Here is a 16,396-nt window from a genome sequence, read left to right as displayed (position 1 = left end):
GTATGATTAATATTTGTTTTAATTAAAAAATAGGAAAGATTATTATTAATCTTTCCTATTTTAAATTAATTTTTTTATTTTATTTCAACTAAATTATTATTTTTAATGATATATGTTTTGGGGCCATTTAATGGCTGATATTTATCATTGTTAAAAATTTGAACACGATTTCCTTCGGCAGGAATAATTTCAATTTGATAATTTTCATCATATTTAATGCCATTAGTTAAATCATGTTTTTTAATAATTTCAGCGAAATTTTGATCACCAGTAATAACAATATCTTTTATTAACTCACCAAGATTATTTTTAATTTTAATAGTATAGTACATTTCGTGTTTAAAATAATAATGAATTTCTTCAGAATTACCATCAAATTTAATTACTTTATCTTGTGAATGTAAACCAATTATTCCTTTATATCCATCACTGATTCCTTGGAATACTATTAGACTTCTTGCATTACTTGTTAAAAAATTGCAAATATTTGTAAAAAAGATACTAATAGAAAAATATAATTTTAATTAATTATGTTTTTTATTTAAAAATTTAATATTTTTCCACAACGAAAAATTAATTTATTATTTAAATTATTTAATTTTAAATAAATATTTTATGTTAAATATAATAATTGTAAATTATAAATTGAGGCAATTAAATTAAATCTTAAACCAAATCTTTTTCTTCGATTACGATATTTTTCTGTAATAATTTTAAATTTTTTAAGAATAGCAAAAATATTTTCAATAATAATTCTCATTTTTGAAACTAGTCTATTATATTGCTTTTGTTCTTTGTTTAAAGGGTTTTTCTTTGTTTTCTTTGTAGGTATTAGAACATTATTGTGATTTTTTTGTATTCCTTGATAACCACTATCAACTATTAATTTGGTATTTTTTAAAATTGGGATTTTTGATTCTTTAAATAAAGCATAATCATGTTTTTTTCCGAGCGAAAAACTTGTTGCAATAATTTTTTTGGTTTCTTGTTCGATAATTACTTGTGTTTTGATCGTGTGTTTTTTCTTTTTACCAGAATAAGATTGTTTTTGTCTTTTTTTGGGCGTTGGATTGGAGTTTCGGTAGCATCAATAATAATAGTTTTATCATTAAAATAATCATTTATTAGTGCTTTTTTACCAGCAAGTTGTTGAAAATCAGAGTTTTTAATTAAAATATCTTCAATTCACTTAATATTACGATAACAATTAGCCTCACTAATATCAAAACTTTTACCAAGATGAAAATAAGTCTGATATTCTCGTCAATATAATAAAGTCATCAATAATCTATTTTCTAATGATAATTTATTAGTTTTACCACCTTTTTTAAATTTTTCTATTTCAGCAACTTTTAAAATATCTAACATTTTATTAAAAGTGGATTTTTTTATTCCTGTTAATCTTAACCATTCTCTATCATTAAGAGTATTAAATTTATTATTGTTCATATTTTTATGTCCTCATAAATTATATTTTATAATAATATTTTAATAAAAAAGGGTATCGCAAGAAGTCTATTGTTTTAAATTCATCACCAAAATTTATTGTTACATTTTTTGCAGCAATTTCTTTGGTTGATGCTATTTTTTTTATTGGCACAATTTTTTGAACAATTGGGTGCTCTTTTGTTGATTCTTCGATGATGTTATTTCAAATTGGTTTTGTTAAACGTTGATATTTACTAATAATATTTTTAGTTTCTTTAGCTGGTTGTAAACCTCATTCTTGAAAGAATGGTGCTAAATTATAACCTGATATTTTTGATGCATGAATAATAAAATTTTGAATTTTAACTTGATCACTATTAAGTTCGTTTTTTTCTGTATTAAGCATTGCGCGATAAGTTTGATTTAATTGTGGATAAAAGTTTTTGCCAAATGCCATTTGTAATTGTCAAAACATTGCTAGTTTAACTCACAAAGGTTCTTGTTTTATTTTATTAAAATCTCGTTTTTCAATTGGAGTTTGGAAAAATAATTTAATTTCTTTAATAGACTTCTTGCATTACTTGTTAAAAAATTGCAAATATTTGTAAAAAAGATACTAATAGAAAAATATAATTTTAATTAATTATGTTTTTTATTTAAAAATTTAATATTTTTCCACAACGAAAAATTAATTTATTATTTAAATTATTTAATTTTAAATAAATATTTTATGTTAAATATAATAATTGTAAATTATAAATTGAGGCAATTAAATTAAATCTTAAACCAAATCTTTTTCTTCGATTACGATATTTTTCTGTAATAATTTTAAATTTTTTAAGAATAGCAAAAATATTTTCAATAATAATTCTCATTTTTGAAACTAGTCTATTATATTGCTTTTGTTCTTTGTTTAAAGGGTTTTTCTTTGTTTTCTTTGTAGGTATTAGAACATTATTGTGATTTTTTTGTATTCCTTGATAACCACTATCAACTATTAATTTGGTATTTTTTAAAATTGGGATTTTTGATTCTTTAAATAAAGCATAATCATGTTTTTTTCCGAGCGAAAAACTTGTTGCAATAATTTTTTTGGTTTCTTGTTCGATAATTACTTGTGTTTTGATCGTGTGTTTTTTCTTTTTACCAGAATAAGATTGTTTTTGTCTTTTTTTTTTTTTGGGCGTTGGATTGGAGTTTGGGTAGCATCAATAATAATAGTTTTATCATTAAAATAATCATTTATTAGTGCTTTTTTACCAGCAAGTTGTTGAAAATCAGAGTTTTTAATTAAAATATCTTCAATTCACTTAATATTACGATAACAATTAGCCTCACTAATATCAAAACTTTTACCAAGATGAAAATAAGTCTGATATTCTCGTCAATATAATAAAGTCATCAATAATCTATTTTCTAATGATAATTTATTAGTTTTACCACCTTTTTTAAATTTTTCTATTTCAGCAACTTTTAAAATATCTAACATTTTATTAAAAGTGGATTTTTTTATTCCTGTTAATCTTAACCATTCTCTATCATTAAGAGTATTAAATTTATTATTGTTCATATTTTTATGTCCTCATAAATTATATTTTATAATAATATTTTAATAAAAANGGGTATCGCAAGAAGTCTAATGTAATTGAAAATTCGCAATGGAACATTAAAATGTTCTTGGACATATAGGGCACTAATATTATTAATAACTTCTCCTAAATCGTTTCTTTTATATTGGGAATTTTAATAAGTATGACCAGTTTCATGTCATAGTGCTCATTGACCAGAAATTTGATCTAAAAATAAATCTTGTCCAGCTGAAGTACTATTTTGAAACATTATTCGATTATCACTAGCATTAGCATAACCACTACTATCATCTTCGTTGGCAATATGAACATATTGTGGATATTTTTTATTGATTCCCTCATTTGCTTCATTTAAACCAAGAATTTCATTAGTATATTTTCACGTTTTATCTCACCCCGCTAAAATAGCATTAAAATGTTGTTCTAGGCGGGGAAAAACTTTCTTAATAATCATTTCTGTTTGCATTGTAGCAATAAAATGATTAGAAACAAATTCAACAAAAGGAGAATTTGTGTTTAAAACATCATTAATAAAATCATATTGATTAGATTTATTTATTTTAAAAGTTGGCATTTTAATAACAGCATTAGAATTTTCTACTGTCACGCTAGTTACTTGTAAATCCGTTAGATTATTATCGGCAAGATAAAGAACGCCATCAGTTTCTAAATAAAAAGTAATAAAATTAGCTTTTGTTGGAATTACAAAATGACTAAAAACACTATTTTTGTTTTCATTTATTTTTTTGTATTGTCCTTACTGCCCAATTGATAATTTAATCTGTCCTAATTCATTGTCTGTTAAATCACGGTTTAATGTTACTGTATAAGTATTGTTTGCTTGTAAATAATATCCTGTTGGTTTAAATTCTGAGTGTGTAAGAACACGATTTTCTCGATCAGCAATTTCTCTACTATTTAAAAATTGATAGTTCTCTTTTAACAATTGGTTTGTATTGATACTATACTAGTGTCTGAATAAATCTTGCATGCAAGAATTGTGTTTGTGCTAGTAATTGTTAATCCGGCGGCCCCCAAAATACTCAATAACCTTTTCATGTTATTTTCCTTCTTAGTATTTTAAGTTCTCTAATTTTTATAATTATTTTAAAGTTTAGACTGCTGGTGGTTTATACTCCTTTTTAAGTAAAGACAAGCATTTTGTATGTAAGGCATTAATTAATAATGCTTTCATTAGACAAGCATTATTAAGATTATGAACAAGAGGTTGCATTATTAATTTCACTTTTTTACATATTATTATGTTTTCATTTTATAATCTTTTAAAAAAATGTAAAGGGATGATGAACTTAACACCTTGATAAAACTAATTATTAAATAAGACCGAATATATTTTTAAAAACTAATTCTAAATTTTATTAGTTAAAATTAAGTTTTTTAATAAATGTAAAAATTTCGATAGTAATGTTAAGAAGTTATTTTATATAAAACTTTTATTTTATTTCTATTTTAAAATAAGGTATAATTATATATTGTAATAAGGAATTGAGGTTAAAATGAGTTTAATTAATATTGAAAATTTAAGTCATGCTAACGGTGGAAAGATTTTATATAAAAACGCAACAGTTCGAATTAATAAGGGTGAACATCTAGCATTAATTGGAACTAATGGAACGGGGAAGACTACTTTATTAAGTATTATTTATGGAAAAATTACACCTGATGAAGGAATGATTGACTTACAACCAAAAGTTAAAATTGCTTATTTAGATCAGCACCAAGAGTTAGATGGTAGTTTGACCGTTGATCAGTTTTTAAAATTAACATATCAACATTTATTTGATATTGAACAAAGAATTTATGATATTTATGAAAAAATGAGTGCTAATTATGATGAAGATAAATTAGTAAAAGCTTTAAAATTACAAGAACATTTAGACCAAAATGGGTTTGAAACAATTGATAAAGAAATTCGTAGTTTAGTTGATGAATTAGGAATTGACCCCACAAGGTTAGATGCAAAGTTATCAGAATTATCGGGGGGACAACGGGGGAAAGTTATCTTAGCAAAATTATTATTATCAGAAAATGATTTTTTATTGTTAGATGAACCAACTAACTTTTTAGACTTAGAACAAGTTGAATGATTGGCAAAGTTTTTGCAAAGTTATGACAAAGCTTTTTTAGTGGTTTCGCATGATATTGATTTTATTAATAAAGTCGGAAAGGTTATTTATGCAATTGAAAATTTAACAGTTAATCGTTATGTTGGAAATTATCAACAGTATTTAGCATTAAGTGAATTAAAAAACGAACAATATGATAAAGCCCAAAAAGGACAAGAACGGTTAATTAAAAAATTAGAAACTTATGTTGCAAAAAATAAGGCTCGTGCTTCAACAGCAAAAAGTGCCCAATCACGACAAAAACAAATTGATAAAATGGAAATTATTGAAAAGCGTCATGAGTTGACTAAACCAAAGTTTAGTTTTAAATATAAACGCCCAGCAAGCACAATCATTGTTAGTGCTGAAAAATTAGAAATTGGTTATCAGTTTCCGTTAATTCAACCACTAACATTTGATATTCGTGATGGTGAAAAGTGTATTGTTCGTGGATATAATGGAATTGGAAAAACAACTTTTTTGAATACGCTAGCTGGAAATATTCCGAGTTTAGGGGGAACTTTGAAACTTGGGAATGGCGTTGTTATTGCTTATTTTCATCAAATTGAAGCAATTATGGATATGACGCCAATTGAATATTTAAAAAATTTATACCCTGAGCTTGAAGATGGGCGCATTCGTAGTATTTTAGCAAACTTTGGAGTTAAAAATACGTTAATGCAAAATCAAATGATAAAGTTATCGGGGGGAGAACAAACAAAAGTTCGTTTATCAGCGTTATCATTAGAACCATGTAGTTTATTAATTTTAGATGAACCGACAAATCATATTGATGTTTTGGCAAAAGAAGCATTATTAGAAGCGATTCAAGCATTTGAAGGAACTGTTTTAATTACAACCCATGATATTAATTTTAATGTTAATTGAGCAGATAAAGTGCTTGATTTTGAGAAAATGATATAGGAACTAATTATGAAAAAACATTATTTTTATGTGCTAGTTTGTGCTGATAAAACATTGTATGCTGGATATACTGTTGATTTAGTTCGCCGTGAGCAAGAACATAATTTTGGAACGGGGGCTAAATATACGGCGCAATCAAAACGAAGACCAGTTAAAATAATTTATAGTGAAGAATATCAAACTCGTTCTGCCGCAATGCAACGCGAAGCTGCTTTTAAGCAGTTGTCACGGGTTGATAGAATTAGTTTTTTACAAAAGCAAAATGTTGATTTATCATTTGTAATAAAAACAGATGTGGTAAAATCATAATAGTAATATTAAAACGGGGGTAGGATGGATAACAACATTCAAGTTTTAGTTGATGAGTTAACACAACTATATCAACGATATCAAGTACAATCATTACAAAATGACATTATGATTTGCTTAGATATTTTAAAATACTATGATTTTAGTGATCAAAATAATCAGGTTTTTATTGGCTATGTGTTACGAGTGTTTTATATTTTAAAAGCAAAACTTGAACAAAATATTGATTTAACAACTGATTTATCAAATTTAATGGCAAAAGGATATACAACAGGTAATAACCGGAATATTTTTCGCCGTAAAATTGGAAAGAATCGGCAAGAATTTGAAAATGAGGTTGAATTTTATGTTAACCGAAATTATTTTGATGATGAATATAACCGGTTGCAACGAATGCTTTTGAAAAATGGGGCAAAATTAGTCGGGTCCGCAAGTGCTTCTTTAGCTGGTTTTAACTACGAAAAGATTCTAACAAATTCAATTATTGGATAGTCAAGAGTTAGCATTACGATTACAAAAAATTGTGATGCGAGTATTAAAACCATTTGAAAATGAAAAAAGTCAATTTTTAGCAAAGCAGACAATGGTTAATGAAGATTTGGATGAAACGATAACTAAACGAGAAAATTATTTGCAACAATATAACAAATTATTTAAACAAGAAAATAATTAATTTATATAGTACAATATAAGTAGTTAAAATAAGGGAGGAAAATATGAAACCAGAATTAAAAGAATTATTATTAGAAATTAAAACAAAAATTAATGATGATAAACTTTTTCGCGATTTTGTTGGTGAAATTTTAAATGAAGCTAATTACAATAACTATTATGAACAATCAGTTGCTGATGAAGAAATTGCAGAGCAATTAGTTGAGATTTATTTTATTGAAAATTATAGTAGTGATGAAGAAGTTTCAGAACTAAAAGAAAAAATTATGAAAATTTTATTCTTCTTAGAAGGACAAAAAGAATTAGTTAAAGAATATGCCTATTTTATTGAAAATAAAGTAAGTCAATTTGCTACAGAACTTAACTAATTTTATTAATCGGACAGCAAATGTTAGATTTTTTTTAAACTATATTTGCATTATTTTTAAAAAATAATATCATTTTACTATGTTACTTTTACAAAATAATAATTAAGAAGGTGAAAAAATGGGAAAAGATTGGATTGTTGTTAAAGGAGCACGTGAAAATAATTTAAAAAATATTGATGTTCAAATTCCAAAAGATAAATTAGTTGTTTTTACTGGCTTATCTGGGAGTGGAAAATCATCATTAGCTTTTAATACTATTTATGCGGAAGGTCGTCGACGTTATATTGAAAGTTTGTCGAGTTATGCTCGTCAATTTTTAGGTGGAAATGAAAAACCAGATGTTGATGCAATTGATGGATTATCACCAGCAATTTCAATTGATCAAAAGACAACTAGTCATAATCCCCGAAGTATAGTTGGAACGGTAACGGAGATTTATGATTATTTGCGATTGTTATACGCTCGGGTTGGAACCCCTTATTGTATTAATGGCCATGGTGTTATTAAGTCAGTAACAATCAAGGAAATTATTAATAATTTAAAACAACTTTTAAACGAAGGTGAAAAGTTTATGATTTTATCACCAGTTGTGCGTGACAAAAAAGGGAGTTTTAAAGATTTATTTGCACGATTAAAACAAGAAAGTTTTATTCGGGTAAAAGTTAATGGTGAAATTAAAACATTAGATGAAGAAATTGAGTTAGACAAAAATAAACGACAAAACATTGATATTATTATTGACCGATTAGTGTATAAAAATTCGGAAGATTTATTGAGTCGGATTTATGATGCAATTGAAGTTGCTTTAAAATATGGAAATGCTTTAGTGAAAATTGATTTTGTTGATCAACAAAAAGAAACGTTATTTTCAACAAATTATTCATGTAATATTTGTGGTTTTGTGATTCCAGAATTAGAACCACGATTATTTTCTTTTAATTCACCAGCTGGAGCTTGTAATGAATGTAAAGGGTTAGGAGTGAAATTAGAAGTTGATGAAGATTTATTAATTCCAAATCGTTCACTATCAATTTTGCAAGGAGCAATTGTTTATTTAAAAAATATTGTTAACACAACAAATATTGAATGACAAAAATTTAAAGTTTTAGCAGAGCACTATCACATTGTTTTAGAACAACCAGTTAGTGATTTGGCAAAAGAACAGTTAGGATATTTAATTCGTGGTAGTGATGAACCAATTGAGTATAATTTTAAAACAGCAAGCGGTAATATTATGCGTGGTTATGATTATATTGAAGGAGTTGGGCAATTAATTGAACGGCGCTATACGGAAACTGCTAGTGAAACTGCTCGGGAATATTACAAACAATTTATGACAGATAAAAAATGTGGAACTTGCCAGGGGAAACGATTAAATGAAATTCCATTGTCGGTAAAAATTAATAATATTAGCATTTCTGATTTTACCGATTTATCAGTTGAAGATGAATTAAAAGAAATTTTAAATTTAGTTTTAACCGAATCACAACAAGAGATTGCACGATTAGTTATTAATGAATTAGTTAATCGTCTTGATTTTTTAAACCGTGTTGGTTTAAGTTATTTAACATTGTCACGGAATACCTCAACTTTATCAGGGGGAGAAGCACAACGAATTAGATTAGCAACACAAATTGGAAGTCAACTAACTGGAGTACTATATGTGTTAGATGAACCATCAATTGGATTACATCAACGTGATAATGATAAATTAATTGAAACCTTAAAAAGTTTACGTGACTTGGGAAATACTTTAATTGTTGTTGAACATGATGAAGATACAATTCGTGCCAGTGATTATGTTGTTGACATTGGTCCACGGGCAGGAATTAATGGTGGTGAAGTTGTTGCTGCTGGAAGTATTGAGGACATTAAACAAAACCCAAATTCAATTACTGGAAAATATTTGACGGGTGAATTAGAAATTACAGTACCAACTAAACGTCGTGGTGGTAATGGTCTAACATTAGAGATTAAAGGAGCGCGTGAAAATAATTTAAAAAATATTAATGTAACAATTCCTTTAAATAAATTTGTTTGTTTAACCGGAGTTTCTGGTAGCGGAAAGTCAACATTAATGAATGAAATTTTATGAAAAGGAATTAAAAAAAATCTTGGATTGGCAACTGATCGCCCTGGTGCTCATGATAAAATTGTTGGGATTGATAACATTGATAAGGTTATTAATATTTCACAAGATCCAATTGGAAAAACGCCACGGAGTAATCCAGCGACGTATACTTCTGTCTTTGATGACATTCGTGATTTATTTGCAAATACAAATCAGGCAAAGGCCCGTGGTTATTTAAAGGGGCGTTTCTCTTTTAATGTGCCTGGTGGGCGTTGTGAGAATTGTCAAGGTGATGGAATTATTAAAATTTCAATGCATTTTTTACCAACGGTTTATGTTCCTTGTGAAGTTTGTGAAGGAAAAAGATATAATGATGAAACATTATTAGTTAAGTTCAAAGATAAAAATATTTATGATGTTTTAGAAATGACAGTTGATCAAGCTTGTGAATTTTTTGCAAAGCAACCAAAGATTAACCAAAAGTTAGCAACAATGCAAGAAGTTGGTTTGGGTTATATTAAGTTAGGACAATCAGCAACTGAGTTGTCAGGTGGTGAAGCACAACGAGTTAAATTATCAACATTTTTATTAAAACGAACAACAGGAAAAACATTATTTTTATTAGATGAACCAACAACGGGGTTACATATTGATGATGTTAAAAGGTTATTGTTAGTTTTAAATAAAATTGTCGATAATGGTGATACGGTTGTTACGATTGAACATAACTTGGATGTAATTAAAGTAGCAGATTATATTATTGACTTAGGGCCAGAAGGTGGTGTTGGTGGCGGAACTGTTATTGCAACAGGAACACCCGAACAAATTGTGGCAAAAAATGATATTAGTTATACCGCTCAATATTTACAACCATTATTGGATAAGGGAAAATAATTGATGGATGTTAAGAAACAACTTTTTAAAGCTGCTTTGTTTAAGAAAGAGTATAATTTAACAAAACTATTAGTAGAAAAATATCATAATGGACAAGATAAAATTCAAGTTATTAATGTTGTTGGAACTAATGGCAAAGGTTCTGTTTCTAATTATTTGCAACGCCAACTAATGTTGAATTATAAAAAAGTTGGTCTTTTTACTTCACCAGCATTTTTAAAGCACAATGAACGAATTAAAATTAATAACCAAGTTATTAGTGATAATGATTTAAAACGAATTATTAAAAGTATTAAAAACGAAATTGAAACTTATCAGTTAACTTTTTTTGAAATTTGAGTTTTAATTTGTATTAAATATTTTTTAGAACAACAAGTTGAAATTGCTGTTATTGAAGCTGGCATTGGTGGACGATTAGATGCAACTAATGTTTTTAATAATCAACTAGCGGTGTTATTGACTTCATTTGATTATGACCACACCGAAGTTTTAGGAACAGAATTAGAAAGTATTATTCAAAATAAAGTGGGAATTGTTAAAAATGATTGCCAACTTTTTATTAGTGCAAGTTGTCAAAAATATTTTTCTGTTATTGCAAAATATCTTAATTCGGATAGAATTATTACAAGCGAAGTTTATCCGCAAGCAATTAATTATTATCAGGAATTTAATGTTGGATTAGTAATTAAGTTTTTGACAGTTTTTAAGTTTAAAATTAACTATGCACTTTTTAAAGTAAATCCGGTCTTGGGCCGTTTTACCCAGTTGAGTAAAAATCCGTACTTTATTATTGATGGTGCGCATAATCCAGAAGGAATTCGTGCTTGCATTCATACATTTGAAACGTTAAATAATTTAAATCATAATGAGGTGCTAGTGTTATATGCATCATCGCAAAAGAAAGATTATTTGCAAAACTTAACGTTGTTAAAAGAACATTTTGGGACAAATTTATATATTACTGCTTTTAAAAACCCAATGTCGTGAGATATTACGGACATTAATTTTCATAATAAAGTTAAAAATTGAAAGAAATTATTATTACAAAATAAAACAAAAAATATTTTAATTTGTGGATCGTTATATTTTATTCCGTTAGTATATCAGTTTTATTTAGAAAGGATGTAAAGTATGTTGTATTTATTAACAAATATTGGCGCTTGATTAGGGATTGCCCTGTTACTTGGAATTGGCGCTTGATTAGATTATAAAAATTTAAAAAAAATTAATATTTTAACAATAACAATCACAAGTCTATTGATTGCATTATCAGTTATTTTAACAAATTTAATTGGTTACACAATTCCAATTACAGGAGGAATTAAGTTAGCATTAGGTAACTTTTTAATTTTTGTTGTTGGAATGTTATTTGGGCCTTTCTTTGGTGTTTTAAGTGGAATTGCCACTGATACTTTAGGAGCCTTAGTTAATATTCAAGGAACTTACCATGGTGGTTTTGTCTTTAATCTTGTCCTTTATGGTTTTATGGGCAGCATTGTTTTTCTTTCTAAAAATGAAAAATTCTGAATTATAAAAACAATTATGTTATATATTATTTCCTTTATGTTAATTTCATTTGGATTTAATGTTTTATGACTATATTCAATTGGTTGAAATTCAGTTGTGTTAGGAGCAACATTTATTGCAAAAGCCGTTAAGTTTCCAATTCAAATGGCAATTTATTTACCAATGACAATTTCTAATTTTACTATTTTATATAAATTAATTACATCACGGCACAGCATTACTTTGTGGTGTGCGCAAAACAAGGCGTTAGCATTAATGCCATTTAAATTTAGAAAACGTAATTCTTCTAATAATTAAAAATTGTTTATATGTGCAAAACTTTTAAAAATCTAATAAAAATAAGACTTTTTATTAAAAATATTTGTGGATAACTAAACAGATATTATGATTTTGTTAATTTATATTTACTTATTATTTGTTAGTTGTAATATTATTAGTGAAATTTAAGTGAAGAGGAATGTGAAAAAATGTTGGGGAAAGTGGTTACATATTTAATAAAACAAGAAAACCAGTTATCAGATGATGAACGTATGCTGCTTTTATGTTTATATCGTCCAATTATTGGCGATAAAGCACATATGTTATATCTTGCTTTTACAGCACAAAATTTTGTTTTAGAATTAAATATTAAGTATCAATTAGACCATCTTTTATTATTATTACAAATGACATATGAAGAGTTTTTGACAGCAAAAAATAAATTAGAAACAATTGGATTGTTAAAAATGTTAAAACGCGAAAATGGTGCGCATCATATTTTAAAACCGCAATTACCTATTTCTGCAATTGCTTTTTTTGAAAATAAAATCTTAAGTGAGCACTTATTAAATATTGTTGGGGGTAAATGTTTTGCAATTATTAAAGCTAAATTTAGCGAAGCAGATTATTCTAATGTTACTAATGAACCAGCACCGCCACTAAATAGGACCAATGTTAATTTAGATTTTGTTTATATTGATAAGTACTTAGTAGCTAAAAACGCCAATCATAAATTATATCTCCCATATCGTGAAAAAATCATTCAACTAGCAAATTATTACCATGTTTTAACAAATAATCTTGCTATTTTTATTTATAAGAGTATTGAACTAGTTGAGCAAAAACGTATTTTTAATTATGAAAAATTTCAACATTTATTATCTGATTTTCATCAAAAAACAATTTTGAAAAAACAAATAACTGGAGAGCAGTTAAACTTAACTGTTAATGAAGAAAATGTTGTAAGGCCAACAAATATGTTAGAAGCAAAAATTAATGAAATGACATCAATTGATCCAATTGAATATTTAACTTTATTACGTGAAAACACAAAACCAACGCCAATGGAAATTGATTTAATTCGTGATTTAATTGTTAATTATTCGTTAAAGCCAGGGGTTGTTAATTGCTTAATTGAATATGTTTGGTTTAAAAATTCTCGTCGAATTGAAAGAAAATATTGTGAAAAAATTGCAAATACTTTTAATCAATTACAAATTGACACAGTTGATAAGGCAATGCAACATTTACGTAGTGCTTATGCGAAGACACAAAAAAATAAAATTGCAAAAGAAACAATTAAAAGTACTACTTATAAATTTAAAGAAACAACGGCGAAAGATAACATGGCAGCGTTAGAATATAATAAACTTTATGAACAAAAACGACAAAAACGAGAAGAAGAAAAGGTTGACCTTAACCAATTATTAGATGATTTAAAAAACTTATAAAATAATTTTCAAAAGAGGAGACACAGGAATGACAAAACTAAATTTGTTAGAACAAATTAAGAGTAATGAAGAGTTAATGCTTAATTTGCAAGCAATTGCTTTTGATGTTAATGATTATGAAAAGTTTAGTTCGCTCTTTGAAGAATATTTAAATAATTATCATTACTGTGAATCTAGTCCGAATTTATTATTGTGTCAACAACAATTTAAAGGTTATAAATATTATTTTAAAAAAGAAGCTGACAAGTTATTTTTAACACGGGTTGAGTGTAACCATACTATAACATTGAACGAAGTAAACAAAGTTAAAAATAATTATCTTTACTATGACTTTAGTGATGAGTTATTAAAACTTCGTTTAAATGATATTAAAAAAGATGAAAACTTCAATAATATGCATCAGATTATTGGTGAAATGGTTAAATTTGTTAAAGGACAACGCCAAAAAGGATTATATATTTATGGTGAACCGGGGGTTGGGAAAACTTATTTATTAATTAGATTAGCTAATGTTTTAGCAAATAATAATCGGAAGGTTGCTTTTATTTCAGTAATTAATTTAATTAACCGCGTAAAAGAGTCATTTAATATTTTTAATAACGAATCCTCGTTAGTTGTGGACTTATTACGAGCCGATGTTTTATTTTTAGATGACATTGGTGGGGAAACTGTTTCACCATGAGTTCGTGATGATTTATTATTTCGAATTTTAAATGATCGGATCAGCCGCCAGTTACCAACTTTTTTTTCTTCTAATTTTACAACAACTGCATTAACAACAATTTATGCTAATGTTAAAAATGAAATTGGTGATAAGGAAATTAATAAGGTAAAAGCGTTGCGGATTGTTGATCGGATTCGAGGACTGGCAACAGAATTAGAATTGATTGGAAGTAGTAGGAGAAGTGATAATGATTATGCTAAAGTATGAACTACATAAATATTTTTTTAAAGGATATGATCAAAAAAATAAGGTGCAAGATATTTTATATTTAGATGTTCAAAAATATTGATATGAACCACAAGTTGGGATTAAAGTAATAACAAAAGATAAAAAAGAATATCTAATTAAAAATTATTGATTTGATTATGATAAACCAGACCCAGATGATAAGCTTAAGTTTGAATGTTTTGAACGTGATTTACATCGAATTTTATTTTTAAATGAATGACAACAAGACAAAGAAGCATTTATTGATAAACATTATTTATCATTAGAAAAATTCAATCTTTTAAAAGAACAAAAACAAAAAATTCTGGCCGAATATTTGGCTGTGCATGAAACGCTAGCAAAAGATGATCCAGCATATCGTAGTTTAGAAGCTTCTTTTAGTTTATTAAAACATAAAACACGGCCAGAAATAGTACAAGAATTAACGGAAATGGCAGAATATTATGCAATGGATATGAAAGAATTTGAAAAGCTAAAGCAAGCAAATTCGTTGTTAGCTTTTGAAGCGATTGCATTAGATTTATATGGTGACCCATTATTATTTGAAGCAGCAGTTGATGATGAAAATGAGTTTTTAATTCACAATGAAGATTTCTAGTTTTTTGTGCTTGCTTTATTTGGATATTTTCTAAATTTCTTGCAAATTAAGGAACGAGGTTGTAAAATAAGAGTAAGGATGCAATGTTTTATTGCAGACTAAGTTATTAAACTAGTAGAGGAGAAAGAGTAGATGACAAAAATTGCAATTAACGGATTTGGACGTATTGGCCGTTTAGCATTTAGAAAATTATTTGAAGAAAAAAATGTTGAAATTGTCGCAATTAATGATTTAACAGATGCAAAAACATTAGCAACATTATTAGAACTTGATTCAGCCCAAGGGGGATGAATGCGTGGAAAAATTTCTTCAGAAGAAAATGCTATTATTGTTAATGGAAAGAAAGTAGTTGTTTGTGCAGAAAAAAATCCAACCGCTTTGCCATGAGGGAAATTAGGAGTGGATGTTGTTGTTGAATCAACAGGAAGATTTGCTGATAAAGCAGGAGCTTCACAACATATTACAGCAGGAGCAAAAAAAGTTTTAATTTCAGCGCCAGCAAAAGGAACTGATGTTAAAACGATTGTTTACAATGTTAACCATAAGGATATCACAAAAGATGATACTGTTATTTCGGGAGCAAGTTGTACCACAAACTGTTTAGCACCAATGGCTAAAGTTCTAGATGAAAAATTTGGAATTGAAAAAGGATACATGACAACTGTTCATGCTGTTACAAACGACCAACGTTTATTAGATTTAGCTCATGATGATTTAAGAAGAGCGCGCGCTGCCTGTTCTAATATTGTTCCAACTAAAACTGGAGCAGCCGCAGCCGTAGCATTAGTATTGCCACAATTAAAAGGTAAGTTTGATGGAATGGCGTTACGTGTCCCAACAATTACCGGTTCAATTGTTGACTTAGCAGTTGAATTGAAAAAAACAACAACAGTTGATGAAATTAATAATGCAATGAAAGCAGCTGAGTCAGAAACTTTTGGTTATAATACGCAACCAATTGTTTCATCAGATATTATTGGCGAATCACATGGATCAATCTTTGATGCCACATTAACAAAAATTATTGAAGTTGATGGGAAACAATTAGTTAAAGTATATGCATGATATGATAACGAAATATCATATGTATCACAAATGGTACGAACATTATTATACTTTGCAACAGTTTAATTAAAAGTAAGAAGCACTAAAAATTTTTTAGTGTTTTTTATTTTTTTAGAAAAATATATTTCTTATGTTATGATAATTATATATAAGAAACTAATCTT

The 16,396-nt window shown here is 27.2% G+C and carries 18 protein-coding genes and 1 pseudogene; 12 read left to right on the top strand and 7 right to left on the bottom strand.

Going from position 1 to position 16,396, the window contains the following annotated elements:
* Window positions 1–74: 74 nt before the first annotated feature.
* From TS70_RS01435 to TS70_RS08800, 7 genes and pseudogenes are all read right to left on the bottom strand, one after another.
* Window positions 75–434: a putative mucin/carbohydrate-binding domain-containing protein gene (locus TS70_RS01435; protein WP_308699440.1), complete on the bottom strand. Its 360-nt coding sequence runs from the start codon at window positions 432–434 to the stop codon at window positions 75–77.
* Between the two features lie 179 nt (window positions 435–613).
* Window positions 614–1,449 (bottom strand): IS5 family transposase gene (locus tag TS70_RS01430; RefSeq protein ID WP_105628856.1). Its coding sequence is split into 2 segments (ribosomal slippage): window positions 614–1,053 and window positions 1,053–1,449, totalling 837 coding nucleotides; the frame shifts between segments, so codons are not numbered across the junction.
* A 19-nt stretch (window positions 1,450–1,468) separates the two neighbouring features.
* The gene (locus tag TS70_RS01425) at window positions 1,469–1,903 is read right to left on the bottom strand and encodes a M60 family metallopeptidase (protein ID WP_198049194.1); all 435 of its coding nucleotides are present in this window, start codon (window positions 1,901–1,903) and stop codon (window positions 1,469–1,471) included.
* Window positions 1,904–2,156: 253 nt separating this feature from the next.
* A pseudogene (locus tag TS70_RS01420) lies at window positions 2,157–2,998 on the bottom strand (IS5 family transposase).
* A 173-nt stretch (window positions 2,999–3,171) separates the two neighbouring features.
* A complete protein-coding gene (locus tag TS70_RS01415) occupies window positions 3,172–3,624 on the bottom strand; it encodes a M60 family metallopeptidase (protein WP_198049193.1) in 453 nt (150 codons plus the stop codon).
* Window positions 3,625–3,774: 150 nt separating this feature from the next.
* Window positions 3,775–3,963, bottom strand: a complete 189-nt coding sequence (locus tag TS70_RS01410; RefSeq protein WP_198049192.1) for a hypothetical protein — start codon at window positions 3,961–3,963, stop codon at window positions 3,775–3,777.
* A complete protein-coding gene (locus TS70_RS08800; RefSeq protein ID WP_157944219.1) occupies window positions 3,957–4,076 on the bottom strand; it encodes a lipoprotein in 120 nt (39 codons plus the stop codon). Before TS70_RS08800 ends, TS70_RS01410 begins: the two co-directional genes overlap by 7 nt.
* Before the next feature lie 458 nt (window positions 4,077–4,534).
* Between TS70_RS08800 and TS70_RS08330 the strand changes: the two genes are divergently transcribed.
* The 12 genes from TS70_RS08330 to gap all read left to right on the top strand — a co-directional run bounded on the left by TS70_RS08330 (window position 4,535) and on the right by gap (window position 16,298).
* On the top strand, window positions 4,535–6,067 hold the full coding sequence (locus tag TS70_RS08330; RefSeq protein WP_198049191.1) for an ABC-F family ATP-binding cassette domain-containing protein: 1,533 nt from the start codon (window positions 4,535–4,537) through the stop codon (window positions 6,065–6,067).
* A gap of 9 nt (window positions 6,068–6,076) precedes the next feature.
* Complete coding sequence (locus tag TS70_RS01395) at window positions 6,077–6,376, top strand: GIY-YIG nuclease family protein (RefSeq protein WP_198049190.1); 300 nt, start codon at window positions 6,077–6,079, stop codon at window positions 6,374–6,376.
* A gap of 24 nt (window positions 6,377–6,400) precedes the next feature.
* Window positions 6,401–6,868 (top strand): hypothetical protein, encoded by a 468-nt coding sequence (locus TS70_RS01390; RefSeq protein ID WP_232332279.1) that lies wholly within the window; start codon window positions 6,401–6,403, stop codon window positions 6,866–6,868.
* Window positions 6,861–7,049 (top strand): hypothetical protein, encoded by a 189-nt coding sequence (locus TS70_RS07095; RefSeq protein WP_227991361.1) that lies wholly within the window; start codon window positions 6,861–6,863, stop codon window positions 7,047–7,049. Before TS70_RS01390 ends, TS70_RS07095 begins: the two co-directional genes overlap by 8 nt.
* Before the next feature lie 43 nt (window positions 7,050–7,092).
* Window positions 7,093–7,416 (top strand): hypothetical protein, encoded by a 324-nt coding sequence (locus tag TS70_RS01385; RefSeq protein WP_040092797.1) that lies wholly within the window; start codon window positions 7,093–7,095, stop codon window positions 7,414–7,416.
* Between the two features lie 118 nt (window positions 7,417–7,534).
* On the top strand, window positions 7,535–10,381 hold the full coding sequence (uvrA, locus tag TS70_RS01380; protein WP_198049189.1) for an excinuclease ABC subunit UvrA: 2,847 nt from the start codon (window positions 7,535–7,537) through the stop codon (window positions 10,379–10,381).
* 3 nt (window positions 10,382–10,384) lie between these two features.
* A complete protein-coding gene (locus tag TS70_RS01375) occupies window positions 10,385–11,509 on the top strand; it encodes a bifunctional folylpolyglutamate synthase/dihydrofolate synthase (RefSeq protein ID WP_198049188.1) in 1,125 nt (374 codons plus the stop codon).
* A gap of 3 nt (window positions 11,510–11,512) precedes the next feature.
* The gene (locus TS70_RS01370) at window positions 11,513–12,205 is read left to right on the top strand and encodes a folate family ECF transporter S component (protein WP_198049187.1); all 693 of its coding nucleotides are present in this window, start codon (window positions 11,513–11,515) and stop codon (window positions 12,203–12,205) included.
* A 170-nt stretch (window positions 12,206–12,375) separates the two neighbouring features.
* A complete protein-coding gene (locus TS70_RS01365; protein WP_040092801.1) occupies window positions 12,376–13,617 on the top strand; it encodes a DnaD domain protein in 1,242 nt (413 codons plus the stop codon).
* 28 nt (window positions 13,618–13,645) lie between these two features.
* Window positions 13,646–14,557: an ATP-binding protein gene (locus TS70_RS08325; protein WP_040092802.1), complete on the top strand. Its 912-nt coding sequence runs from the start codon at window positions 13,646–13,648 to the stop codon at window positions 14,555–14,557.
* Window positions 14,529–15,167, top strand: coding sequence for a hypothetical protein (locus TS70_RS01355; RefSeq protein WP_198049186.1), 639 nt, complete (start codon window positions 14,529–14,531; stop codon window positions 15,165–15,167). The genes TS70_RS08325 and TS70_RS01355 overlap by 29 nt, the downstream gene beginning before the upstream one ends.
* 132 nt (window positions 15,168–15,299) lie before the next feature.
* On the top strand, window positions 15,300–16,298 hold the full coding sequence (gene gap, locus TS70_RS01350) for a type I glyceraldehyde-3-phosphate dehydrogenase (RefSeq protein WP_040092805.1): 999 nt from the start codon (window positions 15,300–15,302) through the stop codon (window positions 16,296–16,298).
* The last annotated feature ends 98 nt before the right edge of the window (window positions 16,299–16,396 follow it).

The sequence above is a fragment of the Spiroplasma sp. hyd1 genome, assembly GCF_016082235.1.
Lineage (GTDB): Bacteria > Bacillota_I > Bacilli_A > Mycoplasmatales > Mycoplasmataceae > Spiroplasma > Spiroplasma poulsonii.
This window is presented reverse-complemented; position numbering and strand designations above follow the sequence as displayed.